The organism is Micromonospora chokoriensis, from assembly GCF_900091505.1.
In the GTDB taxonomy this organism is placed as follows: domain Bacteria; phylum Actinomycetota; class Actinomycetes; order Mycobacteriales; family Micromonosporaceae; genus Micromonospora; species Micromonospora chokoriensis.
This window is the reverse complement of the sequence record NZ_LT607409.1, coordinates 1,871,619-1,893,701: the sequence shown is the minus strand read 5'-3', so window position 1 is coordinate 1,893,701 and position 22,083 is coordinate 1,871,619. Positions and strand designations below refer to the sequence as shown.

At 72.2% G+C, this 22,083-nt stretch carries 15 protein-coding genes; 6 read left to right on the top strand and 9 right to left on the bottom strand.

Annotated elements, in window-relative coordinates:
* Positions 1 to 47: 47 nt before the first annotated feature.
* Positions 48 to 1,547 carry an amino acid permease gene (locus GA0070612_RS08895; protein WP_088987481.1) on the bottom strand — a complete coding sequence of 500 codons (1,500 nt, stop codon included), beginning with the start codon at positions 1,545 to 1,547 and terminating at the stop codon, positions 48 to 50.
* A 202-nt stretch (positions 1,548 to 1,749) separates the two neighbouring features.
* On the opposite strand from GA0070612_RS08895, the gene GA0070612_RS08890 reads away from it, so the two are divergent.
* A complete protein-coding gene (locus tag GA0070612_RS08890) occupies positions 1,750 to 3,408 on the top strand; it encodes a glycoside hydrolase family 10 protein (protein WP_088987480.1) in 1,659 nt (552 codons plus the stop codon).
* 178 nt (positions 3,409 to 3,586) lie between these two features.
* On the top strand, positions 3,587 to 4,126 hold the full coding sequence (locus GA0070612_RS08885) for a phospholipase (protein WP_088987479.1): 540 nt from the start codon (positions 3,587 to 3,589) through the stop codon (positions 4,124 to 4,126).
* A 130-nt stretch (positions 4,127 to 4,256) separates the two neighbouring features.
* On the opposite strand, the gene GA0070612_RS32445 is transcribed toward GA0070612_RS08885, so the two are convergent.
* Together GA0070612_RS32445 and GA0070612_RS08875 are read right to left on the bottom strand one after the other, a co-directional pair.
* Positions 4,257 to 7,133, bottom strand: coding sequence for an ATP-binding protein (locus GA0070612_RS32445; protein ID WP_231924513.1), 2,877 nt, complete (start codon positions 7,131 to 7,133; stop codon positions 4,257 to 4,259).
* A 152-nt stretch (positions 7,134 to 7,285) separates the two neighbouring features.
* Positions 7,286 to 7,501 (bottom strand): FmdB family zinc ribbon protein, encoded by a 216-nt coding sequence (locus GA0070612_RS08875; protein WP_088987478.1) that lies wholly within the window; start codon positions 7,499 to 7,501, stop codon positions 7,286 to 7,288.
* Positions 7,502 to 7,555: 54 nt separating this feature from the next.
* Between GA0070612_RS08875 and GA0070612_RS08870 the strand changes: the two genes are divergently transcribed.
* From GA0070612_RS08870 to GA0070612_RS08860, 3 genes are all read left to right on the top strand, one after another.
* Positions 7,556 to 8,875 carry a lytic transglycosylase domain-containing protein gene (locus GA0070612_RS08870; RefSeq protein WP_088987477.1) on the top strand — a complete coding sequence of 440 codons (1,320 nt, stop codon included), beginning with the start codon at positions 7,556 to 7,558 and terminating at the stop codon, positions 8,873 to 8,875.
* Between the two features lie 75 nt (positions 8,876 to 8,950).
* Entirely contained in the window at positions 8,951 to 9,967 is a 1,017-nt protein-coding gene (locus GA0070612_RS08865) for a GNAT family N-acetyltransferase (protein ID WP_088987476.1), read from the top strand.
* 93 nt (positions 9,968 to 10,060) lie between these two features.
* Positions 10,061 to 13,363: a lamin tail domain-containing protein gene (locus GA0070612_RS08860; RefSeq protein ID WP_088987475.1), complete on the top strand. Its 3,303-nt coding sequence runs from the start codon at positions 10,061 to 10,063 to the stop codon at positions 13,361 to 13,363.
* Positions 13,364 to 13,443: 80 nt separating this feature from the next.
* Here the strand turns inward: GA0070612_RS08860 and GA0070612_RS08855 are convergent, their stop codons facing one another.
* From GA0070612_RS08855 to GA0070612_RS08830, 6 genes are all read right to left on the bottom strand, one after another.
* Entirely contained in the window at positions 13,444 to 13,953 is a 510-nt protein-coding gene (locus tag GA0070612_RS08855; protein WP_231924512.1) for a helix-turn-helix transcriptional regulator, read from the bottom strand.
* Positions 13,954 to 14,663: 710 nt separating this feature from the next.
* The gene (gene hemB, locus GA0070612_RS08850) at positions 14,664 to 15,647 is read right to left on the bottom strand and encodes a porphobilinogen synthase (RefSeq protein ID WP_088987473.1); all 984 of its coding nucleotides are present in this window, start codon (positions 15,645 to 15,647) and stop codon (positions 14,664 to 14,666) included.
* 20 nt (positions 15,648 to 15,667) lie between these two features.
* Complete coding sequence (locus tag GA0070612_RS08845) at positions 15,668 to 17,248, bottom strand: bifunctional uroporphyrinogen-III C-methyltransferase/uroporphyrinogen-III synthase (RefSeq protein WP_088987472.1); 1,581 nt, start codon at positions 17,246 to 17,248, stop codon at positions 15,668 to 15,670.
* On the bottom strand, positions 17,245 to 18,213 hold the full coding sequence (gene hemC, locus GA0070612_RS08840; protein WP_088987471.1) for a hydroxymethylbilane synthase: 969 nt from the start codon (positions 18,211 to 18,213) through the stop codon (positions 17,245 to 17,247). Before hemC ends, GA0070612_RS08845 begins: the two co-directional genes overlap by 4 nt.
* Positions 18,210 to 19,607, bottom strand: coding sequence for a glutamyl-tRNA reductase (locus GA0070612_RS08835; protein WP_088987470.1), 1,398 nt, complete (start codon positions 19,605 to 19,607; stop codon positions 18,210 to 18,212). Before GA0070612_RS08835 ends, hemC begins: the two co-directional genes overlap by 4 nt.
* Positions 19,604 to 20,374 carry a redox-sensing transcriptional repressor Rex gene (locus GA0070612_RS08830; RefSeq protein ID WP_088987469.1) on the bottom strand — a complete coding sequence of 257 codons (771 nt, stop codon included), beginning with the start codon at positions 20,372 to 20,374 and terminating at the stop codon, positions 19,604 to 19,606. Before GA0070612_RS08830 ends, GA0070612_RS08835 begins: the two co-directional genes overlap by 4 nt.
* A gap of 370 nt (positions 20,375 to 20,744) precedes the next feature.
* On the opposite strand from GA0070612_RS08830, the gene GA0070612_RS08825 reads away from it, so the two are divergent.
* Positions 20,745 to 22,049, top strand: a complete 1,305-nt coding sequence (locus GA0070612_RS08825) for a sensor histidine kinase (protein WP_088987468.1) — start codon at positions 20,745 to 20,747, stop codon at positions 22,047 to 22,049.
* Positions 22,050 to 22,083: the final 34 nt, after the last annotated feature.

Sequence of the window (22,083 nt, the reverse complement as noted above, 5' to 3'; positions counted from 1 at the left end):
GCGACAAGGCCCCCGCGTCGGCGGGGGCCTTGTCGGGGTGGGTGGTGTCAGGCGCTCGGCTCGCGCGGCTGTGGGGCGGTGACGGCGGGCTCGTGGCGGGCCAGCCGGTTGCGGCGGTAGCCGTACCCGAAGTAGATGAGCGCTCCGAGCAGCATCCAGGCGAGGAATCGCAGCCATGTCTCCACCGACAGGTTCAGCATCAGGTAGAAGCAGGCCAGCGCGGAGATGATCGGCAGCACCGGGGAGAACGGCACCCGGAACGGCCGCTCCAGGTCAGGGCGCCTGCGGCGCAGGATCGGCACCGCTACCGACACCAGCACGAACGCGCACAGCGCGCCGATGCTGACCAGGTCGGCCAGGGCGGACAGCGGCAGGAACCCGGCCAGCAGGGCGACCGCCACCGTCATGACCGCCGAGATCCGGTACGGGGTGCCCCAGCGCGGGTGCACCGTCGCGATCGAGGGCGGGATCAGGCCGTCCCGGGCGATGGCGAAGCCGATCCGGCCCATGGCCACCAGGTCGACCAGGATGACGCTGGTCAGGCCGGCGACCGCGGCGATGGAGACCAGCACGGCGGCCCAGCCCGCGCCGACCGACTCGAAGGCCGAGGCGATCGGGGCGCCACGGTCGATCTCGGTGTACGGCACCATGCCCACCACGACCAGCGAGACGCCGATGTACAGCACCGTGGAGATCAGCAGCGTGCCGAGCAGACCCAGGGTGAGGTCCCGCTTGGGCTTGCGCGTCTCCTCACCGAGGTTGGCCACGGCCTCGAAGCCGGTGTACGCGAAGAAGACCACGGCGGCGGCGCTGAGCACTCCGACGAAGCCGAAGACCGACGGTTCCAGCCCGAAGAGCGCCTGGGTGACCGGTTGCTTGATGCCGTCGTCGCCGCTGCCGGCGGGCTCGGCCGGTGGGATGAACGGGGTGAGGTTGGCGGCCTTGACGAAGAACAGGCCGGCTACCACCACGAAGACGCAGATGGCCACCTTGACCAGCACCAGCAGGTTGGTGATCCGGGCGGACTCGCGGATGCCGATGATCGCGACGACACCGAGGATCAGCACGATGGCGATGGCGCCGAGGTTGACGGTGCTGCCCTCCTCGCCGAACCAGCGGGTCGGCAGGTCGAGCAGTTCGGCGAGGTAGCCCGACCAGCCCCGGGCCACCACCGCGGCACCGAGCGCGAACTCCAGCAGCAGGTCCCAGCCGATGATCCAGGCGACGATCTCGCCCATCGTGGCGTACGCGTAGGTGTAGGCGCTGCCCGCGGTCGGCACGCTGGACGCCAACTCGGCGTAGCAGAGCGCGGCGAGCAGGGCCACCAGGCCGGCGATGGCGAAGGAGATCACCACGCCCGGCCCGGCGCTGTCCCGGGCCTCGATCCCGGTGAGCGTGAAGATCCCGGTGCCGATCACGATGCCGATGCCGAAGCCGGTGAGGTCGAGCGCTCCGAGCCGCCTCTTCAGCCCGAGCCCGCCTTCGGAGCCGTCCGCCTCACTCTGGGCTATCACGTCCTTGATCGGTTTTGTTCGTAGCACGGACACGCGGTCACCCCTCCCACCGTGCGACCACCTCGGTGGCGGCCGGTGACCGGCGTTGCTACCCAGCGGCGCGAATGGTCAACCACGAACCCTTGCGGTTCTCACCCGATTGTGAAAATTTCCTACCAGCGACAGATCGTCATCGGCGAATCTTGCCGATCGGTCGCGCTGATCACACGGGAGCCCCACCGAAGGGACACACCGCATGAAGGCAACTCGACTCGGAGCCGCCGGGCTGGTCACCGCCCTGCTCGGCACCCTCGTCGCCGCCACCCCGGCGACCGCGACACCCCGTACCACCAGCACCGACACCACCACCTGCACCACGGACCCGGCAACGCCGAAGCGGCAGTTCCGCGCGATGTGGATCTCGTCGGTGGTCAACATCGACTGGCCCAGCAAGGCGTCCCAGGCCAGCCCGGACCGGATCGCCGCCCAGCAGGCCGAATACCGCGAGCTGCTCGACCTCGCCGAGCGACTGCACCACAACGCCGTCGTGGTGCAGGTCCGACCCACCGCCGACGCCCTCTGGCCGTCGCCGTACGAGCCCTGGTCGGAGTACCTCACCGGCACCCGTGGGCAGGACCCGGGCTGGGACCCGCTGGCCTTCCTGGTCGACGAGTCGCACAAGCGCAACCTGGAGTTCCACGCCTGGTTCAACCCGTACCGCGTCTCGATGCCGGCACCCGGCGGCGCCGGCGCGGACCTCACCCAACTCGCCCCCGGGCACCCGGCCCGGCAGCACCCGGACTGGACCTTCGCCTACCCGCCGGCCGGCGTCGCCGGCAGCCGGCTCTACTACAACCCCGGCATTCCCGAGGTACGCGAGTTCGTGCAGACCGCGATGATGGACGCGGTCAAGCGGTACGACGTCGACGGCGTGCACTTCGACGACTACTTCTACCCGTACCCCAGCGGCACCCACCAGGTGCCCGACGACGCCACCTTCGCCGCCCACAACCGGGGCTTCACCGATCGGGCGGACTGGCGGCGGGACAACATCAACCTGCTGATCCAGGAGATGAACGGCAGGATCAAGGCGGCGAAGCCGTGGGTGAAGTTCGGGGTCAGCCCGTTCGGCATCTGGCGCAACAAGGCCGCCGACCCGCTCGGCTCGGACACCACCGGCAGCCAGTCGTACGACATTATCTCCGCCGACACCCGCACGTGGATCAAGCAGGAGTGGATCGACTACGTCGTACCGCAGCTCTACTGGTACATCGGCCAGTACCCGGCCGCCGACTACGCCCGACTGGTGCCGTGGTGGGCCGAGACCGTGCGGGGCACCCGTGTGCAGCTCTACATCGGCCAGGCCGACTACAAGAGCGGCGACCCGGCGTACGGGTCGTTCTGGCAGAACCCGCGTGAACTGTCCGACCACCTGACCCTCAACAGGTCATACCCGGAGGTGCAGGGCAACGTGCACTTCTCGGCCGTCCAGGTGCGGGCCAACCGGCTCGGCGCGACCGACATCTACGCTGCCGAGCACTACTCCCGCCCGGCGCTCGTGCCGGCCATGCCACACCTGCCGGCCAGGCCGTTGCTCTTCCCGGTGGTCACCAAGGCCGCCCGGGAGGCCGACGGGGTCCGGCTGACCTGGCGTCAGCCGGCCGACGGGGTCGGGCCTCTCGGCACCGCCACCTCGTACGCGATCTACCGGTTCGACGGCACCACAGTGCCCGGTCGGTGTGCCACGGCGGACGCGGCGCACCTGGTCGGCACCGTGCGGGCCGCCGGCGCCGGCACCGGGTCCTGGGTGGACACCACCGCCGTGCCCGGCCGGCGCTACACCTACCAGGTGACCGCGCTGGACCGGTCGGCCAACGAGAGCCCGGCCAGCCCACCGGCGTTCAGCCTGCGCTGACGCGCCTTCCCGAATGCCCCGGACGCCCCACCGTCCGGGGCATTCGTCTGTTTCAACGCATGTCACCAATAGTTGGCGACACGCATACCACGTAGTTGATCAGTTGATCGACACTGATCGACATCCGGTGACCCGCCGGTAACTTCCGTCCCACCCGCCCACCCTGCGGAGGTAACCCGTGCCCCGACGTCTCGCCACACTGTTCGCCTCGGGCGCTCTCGCGCTGCTCGCCACCCTCGTCGCCGCCTCCCCCGCCGCCGCCGTCACCCCCGCCCAGAAGCTGTCGGTGCTGTCCAGTTGGACGCAGACCAGCGCGTCCAGCTACAACTCCTGGAACAGCGCCCGGGTCAACCGGGGCCCCTGGGCCGAGTACAACTTCAACTGGTCCACCGACTACTGCTCGTCCAGCCCGGACAACCCGCTCGGGTTCACCTTCAACCTGGGCTGCTACCGGCACGACTTCGGCTACCGCAACTACAAGGCGGTCGGCCAGTTCCCGGCCAACAAGTCCCGCCTGGACAGCGCCTTCTACGAGGACCTCAAGCGCGTCTGCACCACGTACAACACCGTCGTCCGTCCGGCCTGCTACAGCCTGGCCTGGACCTACTACCAGGCAGTCAGCATCTTCGGCTCGGTAGCCGCCGTCCAGCAGGCCGACATCGACCGCGCCGCCCGAATGAAGGCCCAAGCCGAAGCCGCCGCCGCCTCCCGCGCCTAACTCCCACCCCACCCCCACCCCCACCCCCACCCCACCCCACCCCCGCTCTCCCCGCGGTGATCAAGAGGTTCGCGTCAGAATCCGGGCTCCGGATGACGCAAACCTCTTGATCACCAGGGAGTTGGTGGGGTCAGGCGCGTTCGGTTCGGGATGCCGGGTGGCGGTCGGGGTCGGGATCGGAGTCGGGATCGGCATCGGGATCGGAGTCGGCGGGGAGGCGGGGGGTCGGCTGGGACAGGCCCGTGCTGAAGCGTGTCGAATCCGCAGCCAGGTCCGGGTGTTCCACGTCGAGCGCCAGCGCCGCCGCCTCGTCCAACCCCAACTCGGCACCCTCGCCGTACGCGTCGTCGAAGGCCGTGTCGCCCAGCACCGTACGCAGCTCCGCCTGCTGCTCCGCCCAGTAGCCGCCGTAGATGCCCGGAGTCGCCCGCATACTCGCCCGGGTGGCCTGTGCCGCCCCGAAGAGACGGGCGGCGGTCAACCGCTCCCCGCCGATCGCACAGCGCACCGCGACCGCGTTCAACGTGTCGCACGCGCGGCCGTGGTAGCCGTGGCCCATCCGGGAACGCAGCGCCACCAGCAGATGCTCGTGTGCGGCGACGACATCACCGCGGGCCAACGCGACCATGCCGAGCAGCATGTCCACCGATCGCCGTCCCCGCTCCACCGGCCGGGCCGCCTCCACCGGGCGGACCGCGGCCAGCAGTTCGGCCGCCTCCTCCAGCGCACCCCGCCGCCACAGCAGCTCGGCCAGGCTGAACACCGCGAACAACGCCTCGCCGACCACGTCCTGCCCGTGCGCCCAGTCGATGACCTCCCGGCACACCCGCTCGGCCTCGACGAACTGCCCCATGTCCACCAGCGGCGCGGCCCGACCGGCGAGCACCCGCGCCAGCAACCCCGCGTCACCGGCCTGCCGGGCGGCCGCCTCGGCCCGCTGCGAGTAGCGCAACTCCTCAGCGAACTCGCCGTCGGCGCCGGCGTGCAACGAGTGCATGTGGTAGGCCGCCGCCAGCTCCGACTCGGGGATCCGTTCCCCCGTCTCGGCGATCCGCCCGTACAACCGGAACAGCCACAGCCGCCCCTCCCGGGCCAGGCCGCGCTCAAGCCACCACTGGTCCAGGCCACCGGCCAGCCCGAGACCGGCGCGGGCGCTGCCCCCCGTTGCACACCACCGCAACGCGGCACGCAACTCCCCGGCCAGCGGGTCCAGTGCGTACAACGACAGCGTGACCGGTCGGCCGTCCTGACCCAGGTGCGCCCGGTCCAACGCGTGCGCCGACCACGCCACGTGCCGGTTCCGGGCGGCCTGCTCCTCGCCCGCCTCGACCAACCGTCGCGCCGCGTACGCCCGGATGGGGTCGAGCATGCGGTAGGTGCTGCCGGACGCCCGCGGCTCGGCCAGGACCATCGACTTGTCCACCAGCACCGAGAGCGGGTCCAACGGGTCGTCACCCAGCAACCACTCCACAGTCGCCAGGTCCACCGGCCCGGCGAAGACCGCCAGCCACCGCAGCAGACGGGCGGCGCGCGGCCCCAGCGTCCGGTACGACCAGGTGACGGTGGCCTGCATCGTCAGATGCCGCTCGGTGGCGGAACGTTGCACGGCCCTACTCGCCGGCGTGGGCGGTGACACCCCGGTAGCCGCGGCGACCAGGTCCACCGTGTCCTGCTGGTTGCCGGACCAACCCCGCTCGACCGGCGGCGGCTCCGGGTCGTCCCGCCCGGCGTCCAATGTGCCGAGCACATCGTCGAGCCGTTCGGCGAGCTGGCCGACGGAGAGCACCCGCAGTCGGGCGGCGGCCAACTCGATGGCGAGCGGCAGCCCGTCCAGCCGCTGCACCACCCGGCGCAGGTCGGCCGACTCGGCCGGGTCCGGCTGCCGGCCGCCGCGCGCCGCCGCCGTCCGGTCCAGCAGCAGCGCCACCGCGTCGCTCTCCGCGCCCTCCGTCTGCGGGTCGACCGCGAGCGGCGGGATCCGCCACACCACCTCACCCGGCAGGCTGAACGACTCACGACTGGTGGCCAGCACCCGCACGCCACCCCCGCCGGACAGCAACCGTGCGATCACCTCCGCGCAGGCGGCCGGTTGGGTGTCGCAGGTGTCCAGCACGACCAGCATGCGGCGATTGGCCGCGTACTCGACCAGGGTGTCCAGCATCGGGCGGCCCGGCTCGGGTCGCAGGCCGAGCACCGCGGCGATCGCGAACGCCACCAACCCCGGGTCGGTCACCACGGCGATGTCGACGAACCAGACCCCATCGGGGTACGCCTCGACAACTCCGCTGGCCAACTCCACCGCGAGCCGGGTCTTGCCCGCCCCGCCCGCGCCCAGCACGGTGACCAGGCGGTGCTGCCGCACCAGGATGCCCAGCTCGATGCGCTCGGTCTGCCGGCCGACGAACGAGGTCACCTGGGTCGGCAGGTTGTGCGCCACGGTGTCGGCCGTACGGGGGCGGGGGAACTGCCGCTCCAGGCCCGGCGCGACCAGCTGGAACAGTCGTTCCCGGTCGTCGAAGCCGCGCAACCGGTGCAGGCCCAGGTCGAGCAGGGCCGCACCCGGCGGCAACGGCTCGGCCCGACGTGCCGTGGACGCCGAGCAGAGCACCTGCCCGCCGTGCGCGGCGGCGGCCACCCGGGCGGCCCGGTGCACCTCGGGGCTGGCGTACTCACCGTCACGCGGCTCGGCGTAGCCGGTGTGCAGGCCCATTCGTACCCGGGGCGCGGCTTCGGGGGTGGGCCAGTCGTGGCTGGACAGTGCCCGCTGGGCGGTCAGGCACGCGGTCATCGCCGCGGTCGCGTCCTCGAAGGCCAGGAAGAACGAGTCGCCCTCGGTCAGCAGCTCCGCGCCACCCGTGCTGGCCAGCGTCCGGCGCAGCAGCCGCCGGTGCTCGGCGAGGACCGGACGGTAGTCCGGGCCGAGCAGCTGGGCCAACCGGGTCGAGCCCTCGATATCGGTGAACACGAAGGTCACCCAACCGCTCGGGAGCTGGATCCGTGGCGACATGCGTGGAACCTCCGCCCGTGACGTCGGATTCATGCTGCCTGAGTCCGAGCGGTCACACATCGTGAGAACGGCCGGGCAGGTGCCGCCTCAAAGTGCCACTCGGCCCTGCTCCCGGCAAGGCCCGCCCACGATGCGGCAGAAAATCGACCCGGTCAGCAGCCGCAGGCGCCGCCGCAGCAACCCCCGCCGGTGGGCGCCGGGGCACCACCGGCGGCACCACCCCGGCCGGTGACCGCGATCGCGGACAGCAGCTTGACCGTGTCGGTGTGGCCGTGCGGGCAGTTCGCCGGGTCACCGGCCTCCGCCATCGAACGGTTGACCTCGAAGGTGTCGCCGCAGGCGCGGCAGCGGAACTCGTACCGGGGCATGCACCCAGGGTACGTGGATCTGACGTTCGGCGGGGTATGGGTGATACTCGACGTGTGGTGGACGGCGAGGACGACACGCGTGTGCAACGGTTACGACCGGCCGCTCCTCTGGACGGGCCACTGGAGGGCTCGGGGGCGGCGCCTGATCCGGTGTCCGCGGTGCCTCGCCCCCGCAGACCCTGGCTGAGCGGACGTTCCGGGGGCGCGACGAGCACACCAGCGGCCACGCCGACCGACGCCGAGGCCGCCGAAGCCGAGGCCGCCGAAGCCAAGCCCACCGACGCCGAGCCCACCGACGCCGCAGAGACTGAGGGCGTCACCGCGCAACCCACGCCGGTGGTCACCGCCAAGGACCCGGCGAAGACCACGGTGGACGAACTGCCGGTGGTACCGGCGACCGACCCGACCCGGCGACGCCGGGTGCCCTTCGCGCACGCGGTACGGCTGCAACCGCGCCGCGCGGCAACCACGGCCGCCTACGCGACCCGTGCCTGGGCCCGCCGCCCCAGCGGTCGGCTCACCCTGCCGGGTGTGTTCCTGCTGGTGCTGGTGGCCGCCACCGCCGCGGCGGGTGCGCTGCTCGTGCCGGCCACGATCCGCGCACCCCGCCCGGTCGCGGTCGACGCCACCGCGACGGCGACGCAGGGCGCGCCGCCCGCCGTGCCGCCCGGCCTCCCCATCGAACCGCTCCCTACCGGCCCACTCCCCACCGGACCGTTCCCGACCGGTTCGGTGCCCGGCGGCGGGCTACCCGGCGGCGGACTGCCGACCGGGCAGCCGACCGTCGGGCCGGTCATCGGCGGTCGACCGTCCGACGCACTGGCCGGCTGGGCTCAGCAGGTGGGCGCCAAGGTGGGCATCCCGGCTGTCGCCATGCAGGCGTACGGCTACGCCGAACTGGTCCTCGCCCAGACCAACCGCAGCTGCGCGCTGAGCTGGACCACGTTGGCCGCGATCGGCCAGGTCGAATCGGGACACGGCTCGGCGAACGGTGCCCGGCTGGGCCAGGACGGCAAAGCCCTGCCTAAGATCATCGGCCTCCCGCTGGACGGAAAGGGTGGCCGGATGCGGATCATCGACACCGACCGTGGGGACCTCGACGGCGACCGGGTCCTCGACCGCGCGATCGGGCCGATGCAGTTCATCCCGAGCACCTGGAAAGAGATCGGCGCGGACGCCGACAACGACGGGATCAAGGACCCGCACGACCTGGACGACGCCGCCCTGGCGGCGGGCAACTACCTCTGCAAGGGCGGGCGCAACCTGAGCATCGCCGGCGACTGGTGGAACGCGATCCTCTCCTACAACGACGTCCGGCAGTACGCCCAGGACGTCTACGACACCGCGAACCGGTACGGACGGGCCAGTCGCTGATGAAGTGATCGTCTCGATACGTTGGAGAACTGGACACTTCCCCCGGGCAGCTGTTAGCGGCAAGCTAGACGGGTGATGGTGCGCGAGTGGGACCCCAGGACCGCGTCGTCTGCCGAGATCGCGTCGCTGCTGGCCACGCTGAACGCGGTTCTGGCGGCCGATCTGCCGCAGGACCCGCCGTGGCGGGAGACCTCCCTGCGGGAATACCTCGCCGAGGTGATGCCGGGTGAGCGGCGGATCTCCTGGATCGCCCAGGCCGAGTCGGGCGATCCCGGCGAGCCGGGGGCGGTGCTCGGCCAGGTGCACGTGCTGCTGCTCGGCGACATCGGCGTGATCGAGGTGCTGGTGCACCCGTCCGCGCGGCGCACCGGCCTCGGCCGTGACCTGGTGTTGCGCGCCGCCCGCCGGGTCTACCAGGAGGGCTTCCAGTCGATCGGGGTGGAGGTCGTCGGCGACACGCCGGCGGTGGCCTTCTACGAGTCGCTCGGCTTCACCCGGGAGTACGTGGAGACCCGCAGCGTGCTCGACCTGACCGCTGTCGACTGGGCGGAGCTGGCCGAGATGGCCACCGGCATCAGCGCGGGCTACCAGGTGGAGTTCTTCCCCGGAGGGCCGCCGGACGACCTGCTCGGGGCGTACGCGCGGGCGAAGGCCGAGGTGCGCGACGTCGACGACGGTGAGCTGCGCCCCAGCTCCTACGACCCGGAGCGGCTGCGCGACAGCCTCGACACCCTGCACCGGCGGGGCATGAAGCCGTACATCGTGCTCGCCCGACACGAGCAGAGCGGCGAGGTGGCCGGCCTGACCGAGGTGGTCGTCCCGGCGCAGCACCCGACCCGCGCCGACCAGTACGACACGATCGTCGCGCAGGACCACCGGGGCTACGGCATCGACCGGGCGATCAAGGCTCGGATGCTGTTGGAGTTGCGCTCCGCCGAGCCGGAACTGATCGAGGTGCAGACCTGGAACGCGCAGGCCAACGAGGCGATGCTGAAGGTCAACGCCGAGTTGGGTTACCGGTCCGACCGGGACTGGTGCGAATACAGCGTCGACGTCGCTGAGCTGGTGCACCGCCTCGACCCGCCGCACTGAGGGAATTCACGGAACTGTCCATTAGGGGATGGACGGTGGACAGTCACGCACCTTAACGTGCGTTGACCCCCATCCACCCATCGTGGAGGCCCTATGCGCCCGCGCCGCTCATTCGCCGCGCTCGCGACCGCCACCGCCGCCGTGACCGTCACGGCGCTCGGCGTCGCACCCACCGCGGCCAGCGCCGCGCCCACCGACCTGTTCATCTCGGAGTACGTCGAGGGTTCGTCGAACAACAAGGCGATCGAGCTGTTCAACGGCACGGGTGCCGCCGTCGACCTGACGGCCGGCGGCTACCAGTTGCAGCTCTACTTCAACGGCTCCACCACTGCCACCACTGTCGCGTTGACCGGCACCGTGGCAGCCGGCGACGCGTTCGTGTTCGCCAGCGCCTCGGCCGGGGCCCCCATCCTCGCCCAGGCAGACCAGACCACCGGGGCGAGCCTGTTCAACGGTGACGACGCGATAGTGCTGCGCCGGGGCACCACCGTGCTCGACTCGATCGGGCAGGTGGGCGTCGACCCGGGCACCGAATGGGGCACCGGCACGACCAGCACCGCGGACAACACCCTGCGCCGGCTGCCGACCGTCGCCGTCGGTGACACGGACCCGTCCGACGCGTTCGACCCGGCCGCGCAGTGGGCCGGCTTCCCGGTGGACACCTTCGACGGCCTCGGCACGCACACCGTCGACGGCGGGGGCCCGGTCGACGCGCCGGCCACGCTGACCTGCGGCGGCGCACTGGTCACCGCGGCCGGCACGGCCGCGACCCGCGAGGTGACCGCCACCGACCCCGACGACACGATCGTCGAGCTGGCGGTGACCGCGGTCAGCCCGACCCCGTCCACCGGTTCGATCACCCGCACCGCGTTCACCCAGGCGGAGGGTCTGGGCGGCACCGCCCGCGCCACCGTCAGCGCGAGCGCCGACCTCCCCGCCGGGGCGTACACCGTCACAGTGACCGCCACCGACGCGGGCGGTGGCACCGCCACCTGCGCGCTGGCCGTGCAGGTGACCCGGGAGCTGACCGTCGGCGAGGTGCAGGGTCCGACCACCGACGCCGAGGCCGGTCCGACCGACAGGTCGCCGCTCGCGCCGGCGAGCGGCAACGGCACGAGCAGCACGCTGTACGACGTACGCGGCGTGATCACCCAGTTGACCCTGGCGCGTACCTCGGCCGGGGCGGACCAGCACGGCTTCTTCCTGCAGAGCCGTACCGGCGACACCGACGGTGATCCGACCAGTTCCGACGGCATCTTCGTGTTCATGGGCGCGTTCACCTCGCTGATCGGCGGCTACGTGCCGACCGTCGGCGACGAGGTCGTGCTGCGGGCCCGGGTGTCGGAGTACTACAACTTCACCCAGCTCTCCGGCGCCTCCCTGGTCCGCCGCATCGCCGGTGGCCTGGCCGTGGACACCGCGGTCGCGATCACCGACGCGGTGCCGCCGGTCGAGTCGACCGACGCGCAGCGTTTCTGGGAGCGGCACGAGGGCGCCCGGATGCGGGTACGCGCGGGCAGCGGCGCGGTCAGCGGACGGGACGTGTTCTCGTCCACCGCCGACGCCGAACTGTGGGTGGTCGACCGGGACGACCCGCTGCTGGACCGCGCCGACCCGTACGCCAGGCGGGTCTTCCGCGATTCGCACCCGCTGGACAACAACCCGACCCGCCGCTTCGACGACGGCAACGGCCAGCGGACGTTGCTCGGCAGCATGGGTGTGAAGGCCACCACCGGGGACAGCACCGCACTGCTCCCGCCGGCACACACCTTCGACACGCTGCGCGCGGACGCGGTGGGCGGCGTCTACTACTCGTTCGAGAAGTACGGCGTCCAGGTCGAGAGTGCCGAGTTCGACGCCGGCGCCGACCCGTCCAGGAACAACCCGCCGAAGCCGGCCGACCGGTCGCAGGAGGTGGCGGTCGCCACCTACAACGTGGAGAACCTGTACGACTACCGCGACGACCCGTTCGACGGCTGCGACTTCGCGGGCAACACCGGCTGCGCCGGGGTCAGCCCGCCGTTCGACTACGTGCCGAGCAGCGAGGCGGACTACCGGCAGCAGTTGGCAGCGCTCGCCGACCAGATCGTCAAGGACCTGCACGCCCCGGACCTGATCCTGGTGCAGGAAGCCGAGGACCAGGACATCTGCACGGTCGCCGGCACTGCGCTGAGCTGCGGCGACACCAACGACGCGGACGGTGCGCCGGACAGCATCCAGGAGTTGGCGCTCACCGTCGCGGCCACCGGCGGGCCGGCGTACGCCGCCGCCTATGACCGGACCGGCGCGGACGCCCGCGGCATCACCGCCGCCTTCCTCTACCGCACGGACCGGTTGTCGCTGGCCGCCGCGACGGCGACCGACCCGCTGCTGGGCTCGGCACCAACGGTGCAGTACCGCTCGGCGGGGTTGCCGACCAACGCCGACGTGCAGAACCCGAAGGCCCTCAACGCGGTGCTGCCGTCGGACGTGGACACCTCGACCGGCAAGGACGGGAACAACGTCTTCACCCGTGCTCCCCAGCTGGGCAGGTTCAGCGTGGCCGCCTCGCCCGGCTCGTCGGAGCGGTTCACCCTGTACGCGCTCAGCAACCACTACTCCTCCGGCCCGGACAGTCGGGTCGGGCAGCGGCGGGAGCAGGCCCGCTACGGCGCGGCGATCGTCACCGCGATCGAGGCGGCCGACCAGACGGCCCGGGTGGTCTACGGCGGGGACCTCAACGTCTTCCCCCGACCGGACGATCCGTTGCCCTTCGGGCACCAGCAGCTCAGCGCCACCGCCGACCAGCCCACGCCGTCGGACCAGCTCGCCCCGCTGTACGAGGCCGGCCTGCACAACCTGTGGGACACCCTGGTCGCGGAGGTGCCGTCGTCGGCCTACTCGTACAGCTTCGAGGGGCAGGCGCAGACGCTCGACCACCTCTTCGTCAACGACGCGCTTCACGACGACCTGGTGCAGGTGCGGGCGGCACACGTCAACGCCGACTGGCCGGCGGAGTTCACCGGCGACGGGTCGCGGGGTTCCAGCGACCACGACCCGCAGGTGGCCCGGTTCCGGTCCCGGGCGTCGCTGACCGTCGCCGACACGTCGGTGGTCGAGGGCAATCAGGGCACCCGGCAGCTCACCTTCACCGCCACCGTGTCCCGGCCGCTGTCTCAGCCGGTGCTGTTCTGCGCCGCCACCGTGGGCGTCACCGCGCAGGTCGGCGCGGACTTCGACGCGTACGCCGGTTGCAAGGTGTTGGCGGCCGGGCAGACGTCTGTGGTGTTCCCGGTGTCGGTGCGCGGTGACCGCAAGCGGGAGTCGGACGAGAAGCTGACGTTGCTGGTGGCCGGCGTACCCGGTCTCCGGCTGGCTGATCCGCTCGCGGTCGGCACGATCACCGACGACGACTGACGTCGCGCGGTTCGGCGAGAGGCCCGTCGACCCGTACCGGGTCGGCGGGCCTCTCGCGTGCCGGGCTCACGTGTCGCGGGTCAGAGCACTCCGCGGGGCGGCCAGGGCGGCGGGGGCAGGTGCCGGTTCTGCGCCACTCGCACCTCCCACTGGCTGCGCCGCCGCATCGCGTCCCGAACCTCCCGATTGCGGTAGAACGTCTCCGGTGGGCGGGCCAGCCCGTAGATGTCCGCCCACCACTCGCCCGGCTCAGGGTCGAGGATGGTGTCCAGGTGCGACGGGTAGCGACGCTCCGCGCCGTTGAGCGTGTCCTGCCAGTCGCGCATCGGTTTCAGCACCCGGCCGAACTCGTCCACCACGGCCAGCCGGCAGCCCACGACTCCGATGATGCGCCGGAGCAGGACGATGCTCGGCACCATGCGGCCGGCCTCGATCCTGCCGATGGTGGCGTGGTGCACGCCCGCCCAGCGGGCCAGCTCACGTTGGCTCAGGTCGGCGCGGCGCCGGACCGCACGGACGATGCCGGCGGCCGGCCACGGCGCATCGGACGGCTCGGTGATCAGGACCGGCTCGGTGGGGGAATCACTCACGCCGTCACCGTCCCGCCTGGTGCGGCTGGCCGCAATCCCGGACGTCTCAGCTGTGGACAACTCGCCGACCTGTGGATAACTCCCACGGCCGCCGGATGACTGTCCGTAGTTTGAGCGCCGGCATACGCCGCCGTCGCACCGAGTAATGGGATTTCACGCCGCCCGGCCGGGTCGCCCGCCTCTGAACGCGCCCACCCCTCGCTCGACCAGGGAAACTCCGAACCCCGGAGACCCGGCACCCAACACCCTCACCGCCCCCTTTGCTCTGCAGTTCGATATGCACCAGTAACGGACGGTAGGTGTCGCCGTCATGGGTGCACAGCAAAGGGTGGGAGGAGGGTGTTGGGTGCTGGGCGGATGGTTACGGTGCGCAAGCAAGCGTGACCTACGCTCCGCGAGACGGTGTGGCCAGTCGGCCGTCAGTTGGCCGTTCGGGCTACGCCTGCTTCGCCATAGCGCCTTGATTCACTCGGGTTCGCCGAAAACGCGGTATCCGAGCGCGGGGATACCGCCAGATCGGCGAACCCGAGTGGATCGAGCCCGGTTCGGCAGGACCTACCGCCGCTGCCGCCTGCGAGCCCCGGCCACGACGCGGTCAGGACGCGACAGGACGTGCGCGAGGCCGCGCGGTCCTGCGCGCTGCGAGGCGGCGTAACCAGCAGGGGCAGGCAGGCCCAGGGCTCGGCAGGCCCCGGTCAGTAGGCCCCGGGTCAGTAGCGGTCGCGGAGCAGGTTGGCGGCCTCGACCGCCCAGTAGGTCAGGATGACCTGCGCGCCAGCCCGCTTGATCGAGGTGAGCGTCTCCAGCATCACCCGCTCCCGGTCGATCCAGCCGTTCGCGGCGGCAGCCTCGACCATCGCGTACTCACCGGAGACCTGGTAGGCGGCGACCGGGACGTCCACGGCGGCCCGCACCGCCGACACCACGTCGAGGTACGGCAGCGCCGGCTTGACCATCACCAGGTCGGCACCCTCGGCGACGTCGAGCGCGACCTCGCGCAGCGACTCCCGCAGGTTGGCCGGGTCCTGCTGGTAGGTGCGCCGGTCGCCCTCCAGCGCCGACTCCACCGCCTCCCGGAACGGGCCGTAGAACGCGGAAGCGTACTTGGCGGCGTACGCCAGCACCGCCACATCCTGGTGCCCGGCGGCGTCGAGCGCCCGGCGGACCACACCGACCTGGCCGTCCATCATCCCGGACGGCCCGACCATGCCGACCCCGGCGGCGGCCTGGGCCACCGCCATCTCGGCGTACGCGGCGAGGGTCGAGTCGTTGTCGACCTCGCCGTCGGGGGTGAGCAGCCCGCAGTGCCCGTGCGAGGTGAACTCGTCCAGGCACAGGTCGCTCATCACCACGGTGGCGTCACCCACCTCGGCCACCACGTCGCGGATCGCCACGTTGAGGATGCCGTTCGGGTCGATGCCGCCGGAGCCGGTCGGGTCCCGCTGCTCCGGCACGCCGAAGAGCATGATCCCGCCGACACCGGCCTGGACGGCCTCGACCGCGGCCTTGCGCAGCGAGTCCCGGGAGTGCTGGAGCACTCCCGGGAGCGACCCGATCGCCCGGGGCTCGCTCAGCCCTTCCTTGACGAACATCGGCACGATCAGCTCGGCCGGGTCGACCCGGGTCTCGGAGACCAACCGACGGATCGCCGGGGTGCGGCGCAGCCGGCGGGGCCGGATCTCGGGGTACGACATGGAAGGGCCTCCTCGAACGACTACCGGAAGCGCAGGGCGGTCGGACCCTGCACCTTCGAGCCGCGGCGCTGCTTGGCCGGCATGGCGGCCAGCTTCTCGCGCAACTCGACGGCGTAGGCGGCGAGCGCCTCCACCAGGTCGGGCACCGAGGCGTGCGGCGGCTGGACGTCGACCCGGAGGCCGAACTCCGTCGCGGTCTCCGCCGTCTTGGGCCCGATGACGGCAACAACGGTGCGGGCGTGCGGCTTCCCGGCGATGCCGACCAGGTTCCGAACGGTGGAGGACGAGGTGAAGAGCACCGCGTCGAACCCGCCCGACTTGATCGCGTCCCGGATCTCGGCGGGCGGCGGCGCGGCGCGCACCGTCCGGTACGCGGTCACGTCGTCGACCTCCCAGCCGCGCTCGGTGAGCCCGGCGGCGAGCGTCTCGGTGGCGATGTCGGCGCGCGGCAGCAGCACGCGGCCCACCGGGTCGAGGATCTCGTCGTGCGGGGAGAACTCGGCCAGCAGCCCCTCGGAGGACTGGTCCCCGGCGGGGATCAGTTCCGGCTGGATGCCGAACGCGCGGACCGCGTCCGCCGTGGCCTCACCGATGCAGGCGATCTTGACGCCACCGAAGTGCCGGGCGTCCAGGCCGTGCTCGGCGAACTTCTCCCAGACCGCCCGGACCGCGTTGACCGACGTGAAGATCACCCAGGCGTACCGGCCGTCGACCAGGCCCTTGACGGCCCGCTCCATCTGCGCCGGAGTACGCGGCGGCTCGACCGCGATGGTCGGCACCTCGCACGGGATCGCCCCGTACGCGCGGAGTCGGGCGCTCATCGCACCGGCCTGCTCCTTGGTGCGGGGGACGAGCACCTTCCAGCCGTACAGCGGGCGGTTCTCCCACCAGCTCAGCTTGTCGCGCTGACCCACGCCGACACCGACGGTGAGCACCACCCGGCCGGTGAAGCCGAGCGCGGCGGCCACGAAGCTGTCCACTGTCGACGTGGTCGTGTACTGGGTCTCGCCGGTGCCGTCGCCGGTCACGCCGACACCGGTGGTGCCGTCGACCCCGGCGGCGAGCAGCCCGTCCCGGACGGCGGCGAGATCGCCGGCGTCCACGGCGAGCGCGAGCGAACCCCGGCCGACGGCCGTGGCGAGCGCCTCGAAGTCCAGTGCGCTGACGTCCTCGACGTCGGCAGCCGTACGCACACCCGGCAGCGGAACACCGGCGTAGGTGGCCACACCCTCGGCCTGGCCGACGCCGGGCACCACCTCGAAGTGGGCGGCGGTGCGGGCCACCGCCTGCACCTCCTTGACCACCGAGTCGTGGCCGAACGGGTCACCAGCGACCAGGTGCACCGCGTTCAACCCGGAACGGGCCGCGGAGATCAGCACCTTCGCCACGTCCCCCGGCGCGCCTTCGGCGGGGGTGAACTCGGCGTCGTCCCTGGCTTCGGCGCGTACGACGGCGAGCAACGACTCCGGGACACCCCGGTCGTAGATCACCTGGTCGGCGTCGACCAGGGCGTCGTGCGCCCGGCGGGTCAGCAGGCCCGGGTCACCGGGGCCAGCCCCGACGAACGCGATACGGCCGACGGGCTTACGGGTGCGGGTCATTCTGTGCTCCCAAATTGCTGGGTCCCCGGGCCGGTGTGTCCTTCGTGGCCGAGGATCGAGTCGGCGCCGAGGTCGAGGAGTTCGGCGGCGAGTGCCTTACCGATCTCCGCCGCGTCGGCGGGCGTTCCGGTGCGGGACAGCCGGAGGTCACGAGTGCCGTCCGGGCTGATCACCGCCCCGCGCAGGTAGATCTCATCGCCGGTCTCGCCTTCGGCGAGCTCGGCATAGGCGGCGACGGGTGCGCTGCACCCGGCCTCCAGGGTTGCCAGAAACGCGCGTTCCGCGGTGACCGCGGCACGCGACGGTGCGTGGTCGAGCACCGCGAGCAGCTCGACCAGGTTCTGGTCGTCGGCCCGGCACTCCACAGCGAGCGCCCCCTGGGCGGGGGCGGGCAGCATGAGCATCGGGTCCAGCGATTCGGTGATCACGTCGAGCCGGCCGAGTCGGGCCAGCCCGGCCCGGGCCAGGACGACAGCGTCGAGGTCGGCGTCGGGGCCGAGCACCCGCGCCAGTCGGGTGTCCACGTTGCCGCGGATCGGGGTGACCTCCAGTTGCAGGCCGAGGGCGTGCAACTGGGCGATCCGGCGCAGCGCGCCGGTGCCGACGGTGGCCCCGGGCGGCAGCTCGGCGAGCGTCCGACCGCCGCGGGCGACCAGCGCGTCGCGCGGGTCCTGCCGGGCCGGCACCGCCGCGATGTGCAGCCCGCCGTCGGCAGCCGTGGGCAGATCCTTGTAGGAGTGCACAGCGAAGTCGATCGTCCTGGCGGCCAGGGCGTCGCGCAGCGCGGAGACGAACACCCCGACGCCGAGCCGGTGCACCGGCGCGGTGGAGCGGTCGCCCGCCGTGACGACCTCGACCAGCTCGACGGGACGGCCGGTGGCGGCGGTCAACGCTTCGGCGATCTGGCCCGACTGGGCCATCGCCAGGGCGCTGCCCCGGGTGCCGAGGCGCAGGGGGGCGGTCATCGCGCACCTCCGGTGGGCGGGGTCGGCTCGGCGGTGTCGACCCGGGGCATCGGGTCGGTGCCGGGCAACGGCAGGCCGGGGTCGGGCGTGAGCACGTCCGGAACGGTGTCCACCGGCGAGGTCTGCGGGACCTCCAGGTCGAACAGTTCGCGCAGCAGGGCCGCGTACTGGTCGCCGCCGGGCTCGGCAGCCAACTGCCGGACCTTGACGGTGGGTTGGTGCAGCAGCCGCTGTACGACCCGGTGCACGGTGCGGGCGACCTCGGCTCGCAGGTCGTCCCCGAGGTCGGGGCGACGCTGGGCGAGTCGGCGCAGCTCGGCGGTGACGACGTCGTCGGCGCGACCGCGCAGCGCGGCCACCGTGGGTGCCACGTCGGCACCGCGCAGCCAGGTGAGGAAGCCCTCCACCTCGCTCAGCACGATCCGTTCGACGGCGGCGGCGTCGGCGGCGGCCGGACCGTCGGCGAGCAGTGCCGCCATCCGGTCGATGTCGATCACCTCGACGCCGGGCAGCTCGGCGACGCCCTCCTCGACGTCGCGCGGTACGGCCAGGTCGAGCAGGACCAGCGGGCCCCGGGCCGGGTCCCGTTCGGCCAGCGCGGCGCTGACCAACGTACGGGTGAGGACCGGTTCGGTGGACGCGGTGGCGGCCACTACGATGTCCACTGTGGAGAGGGTGTCGGCCAGCTCGGTCATCGGCGCGGCACTCGCCCCGTACGACTCGGCGAGCCGGACGGCCCGGTCGGCGCCCCGGTTGCTGACGGTGAGCGGCCCGGCGCCCAGTCGGGACAGCGTGGCCACTCCGAGCGAGCCCATCGCGCCGGCGCCGACCACCAGGGCCGGGCGGCCGACGAGGTCGCCGTCGAGGTATCCGGCGGCCAACTCCAGCGCGGCGGTGACGACGCTCTGGCCGGCCCGGTCGATGCCGGTCTCGGCGTGGGCCCGCTTGCCGACCCGCAGCGCCTGCTGCATCAGCTCGTGCAGCAGCCGGCCGGCCGAGTCGGCGCCGGTGGCCCAGTGGTACGCGTCGCGCAACTGCCCGAGGATCTGCGCCTCGCCGACGACCATCGAGTCCAGGCCGGTGGCGACCCGGAAGACGTGGTCCACGGCGGCGGTGTCGTAGTGCACGTACAGGTGGCTGGCGAGCGCCGCCGGCGGGCTGCCGGCCTGGTCGGCCAGGACGGCGCAGACGTCGCCGAGCCCGCCGTGGAAACCGGACACGGCGGCGTACACCTCCACCCGGTTGCAGGTGGAGACGATCACCGCCTCGGAGACGTACGGCTGGGCGATCAGGCGGTCCAGGGTGCGGGTCAGGTCGGCGGGGGGCACGGCCAGCTGCTCCAGCGTGGCGACCGGGGCGGTCCGGTAGGACGCGCCGACGACGAGCAGTTTCACGTGCCGATCGCCTCCTGGGTGTCGGGGGCCGCGAACCCGCCCGGCAGGGCGGTGAAAGCGGACCCGCCGGCGGCGGGCAGCGCGGTCAGCGATGCCTTGCGGTGCTCGTGGAAGGACAGAATCTGCAGCTCGATGGCGAGGTCGACCTTGCGCACGTCGACCCCCTCCGGAACCGAGAGTACGCACGGCGCGAAGTTGAGGATGCTCGTCACGCCCACGGCGACCAGTTGGTCGGCGACCTGCTGGGCGGCGGCGGCCGGGGTGGCGATCACGCCGATCGCGAGGGATTCCTCCGCGGCGACGGTGGGCAGGTCGTCGACATGCCGGACGACCAGGCCGTTGATCTCCTCGCCGACGCGGGAGGGATCGGCGTCGAGCAGTGCGGCGATCCGGAAGCCTCGGCTGGCGAAGCCGTCGTAGCCGGCCAGGGCGTGACCGAGATTACCCACGCCGACCAGGGCGACAGCCCGTCGCTGGGTGAGCCCGAGCACATACTCGATCTGCTCGATCAGGAGCGCGACGTCGTAGCCGACTCCCCTGGTGCCGTACGAGCCGAGGTGGGAGAGGTCCTTGCGGAGCTTCGCGGAGTTGACCCCGGCGGCGGCGGAGAGACCCTCGCTGGAGACTGTCTCGTGCCCGCCATCGGCGAGGTTGTGCAGCGCGCGCAGGTATTCCGGGAGCCGAGCGACGGTCGCCTCGGGCAGGTCCGGGAGCGCTGGTACGGCACCGGCGCGGCCGGGCGCGCCTGGGTGACGGTGCTGACTCATGAGACTCCGTGCGGTGCGATCCTCGGCCAACTCCGCTGGTCGGCCGCTTATGGACTCCCGCTGGCGACCGAGGTTGCCGGCTGTGCTAGCAGGGCGCGTCGGAGTCACAGCGTAGGCGCTTGTGAAGACGTGCACAAATCGCGATCTTGCCGCTGCGTCACGCAACTTCACCAGCACCTCCATTCCGCAAGATCGATCCGGCGGGTCCGCCCGCGCGCCGCCCGGGCGATTATTGCTCAATCCCGACTTCTCTGACCAATCCCGCGCCGACCCGGATCCGGGCCCTTCCGGCGGTGGTAGGGGCAGCACTACGACGGAGAGGCGGGGTTTCGGGATGGGGGCGGCGTGTTCCGCTGCCTAGCCTTCTGACATGACCACCGTTGCCGCCACCAGCGCCCGGCCGCCGCTGGCACCGAGCATCCCTCGCCAGCTCCTCGTCGACTCCGGTTACGTGCTGCTCGGCCTGCCCCTGGGGCTGGCCAGCTTCGTCGTCCTCGTCGTCGGCCTCTCGGTGAGCATCGGCCTGGTCGTCACCGTGATCGGCATCCCGATCCTCAGCGGCACCCTGTACACCGCCCGTGGCCTGGCCGACATCGAGCGGCTGCGGATGGCCGCGGTGCTCCGGCAGCCCCGGATCCGGCCGAACTACCGGATGCCCGAGGCGGGCGCGAACGCCTGGCGCCGGATCTTCGTGCCGATCCGGGACGCCCAGTCGTGGCTCGACCTGGCGCACGGCATCCTGCGGCTGGTCGCAGGGGTGGGCACCTTCGTGGTGACCACGGTCTGGTGGGCCGCCGCGATCGCCGGCTCCCTCTACTGGGCCTACGACTGGGCCATTCCCCACCCGTCCGGGGAGGGCGACCAGGATCTGGCCCAACTGCTCGGCCTGGGGGACTCGACCACCGCCCGGATCGGCCTGCACACCGCGCTCGGGGTGTTCTTCCTGATCACCCTGCCGATCGTGGTCCGGGGCTGCGCGCTGCTCCAGGCCAGCTTCGCCAAGGCCATGCTGACCGGGGTGGCCGAGATGCGGGACCGGATCACGGTGCTGGAGGAGCAGAAGCGGGCCGCCGTGTCCGCCGAGGCGTCCGCGCTGCGCCGGTTGGAACGCGACATCCACGACGGCCCCCAGCAGCGACTGGTCCGGCTGGCGATGGACCTCAGCCGGGCCCGGATGCAGCTCGACTCCGACCCGGAGGCGGCCGGCCGGACCATCGACGAGGCGGTCAACCAGACCCGGGACACGCTGGCCGAGCTGCGGGCGCTGTCCCGGGGCATCGCCCCACCGATCCTGGTCGACAGGGGCCTGCCCAGCGCCCTGGCCGCCATCGCCGCCCGCGGGCTGATCCCGATCGAGTTGCAGGTGGATCCGCAGCTCGGCACCCCGGCCGGGCGGCTCGACCCGGCGGTGGAGAACACCGCGTACTTCGTGGTGGCCGAGGCGCTGACGAACGTCGCCAAGCACGCCCGGGCCACCGAGGCCACGGTGGCCGTCGCCCGGCACGGCGCCCACCTCGAGGTGCGGGTGGGCGACGACGGGCAGGGCGGCGCACACCTCGCCAAGGGTCACGGTCTCGCCGGGATCGCCGATCGGGTACGGGCGGCCGGCGGTGAGCTGACCGTGGTCAGCCCGAGCGGCGGCCCCACCGAGGTCCGCGCCGACCTGCCGCTGTGAACCCACCGAGAGGCGGCCCCGACGTGGTAGACAA

Bases quoted from the DNA above. Each gene is read 5' to 3' on its own strand.
- GA0070612_RS08865 (WP_088987476.1), top strand. From the start codon at position 8,951: ATGGTGCGCGAGTGGGACCCCAGGACCGCGTCGTCTGCCGAGATCGCG.
- GA0070612_RS08825 (WP_088987468.1), top strand. From the start codon at position 20,745: ATGACCACCGTTGCCGCCACCAGCGCCCGGCCGCCGCTGGCACCGAGC.
- hemC (WP_088987471.1), bottom strand. From the start codon at position 18,213: ATGACCGCCCCCCTGCGCCTCGGCACCCGGGGCAGCGCCCTGGCGATG.
- GA0070612_RS08875 (WP_088987478.1), bottom strand. From the start codon at position 7,501: ATGCCCCGGTACGAGTTCCGCTGCCGCGCCTGCGGCGACACCTTCGAG.
- GA0070612_RS08890 (WP_088987480.1), top strand. From the start codon at position 1,750: ATGAAGGCAACTCGACTCGGAGCCGCCGGGCTGGTCACCGCCCTGCTC.
- GA0070612_RS08860 (WP_088987475.1), top strand. From the start codon at position 10,061: ATGCGCCCGCGCCGCTCATTCGCCGCGCTCGCGACCGCCACCGCCGCC.
- hemB (WP_088987473.1), bottom strand. From the start codon at position 15,647: ATGTCGTACCCCGAGATCCGGCCCCGCCGGCTGCGCCGCACCCCGGCG.
- GA0070612_RS08830 (WP_088987469.1), bottom strand. From the start codon at position 20,374: ATGAGTCAGCACCGTCACCCAGGCGCGCCCGGCCGCGCCGGTGCCGTA.
- GA0070612_RS08845 (WP_088987472.1), bottom strand. From the start codon at position 17,248: ATGACCCGCACCCGTAAGCCCGTCGGCCGTATCGCGTTCGTCGGGGCT.
- GA0070612_RS32445 (WP_231924513.1), bottom strand. From the start codon at position 7,133: ATGTCGCCACGGATCCAGCTCCCGAGCGGTTGGGTGACCTTCGTGTTC.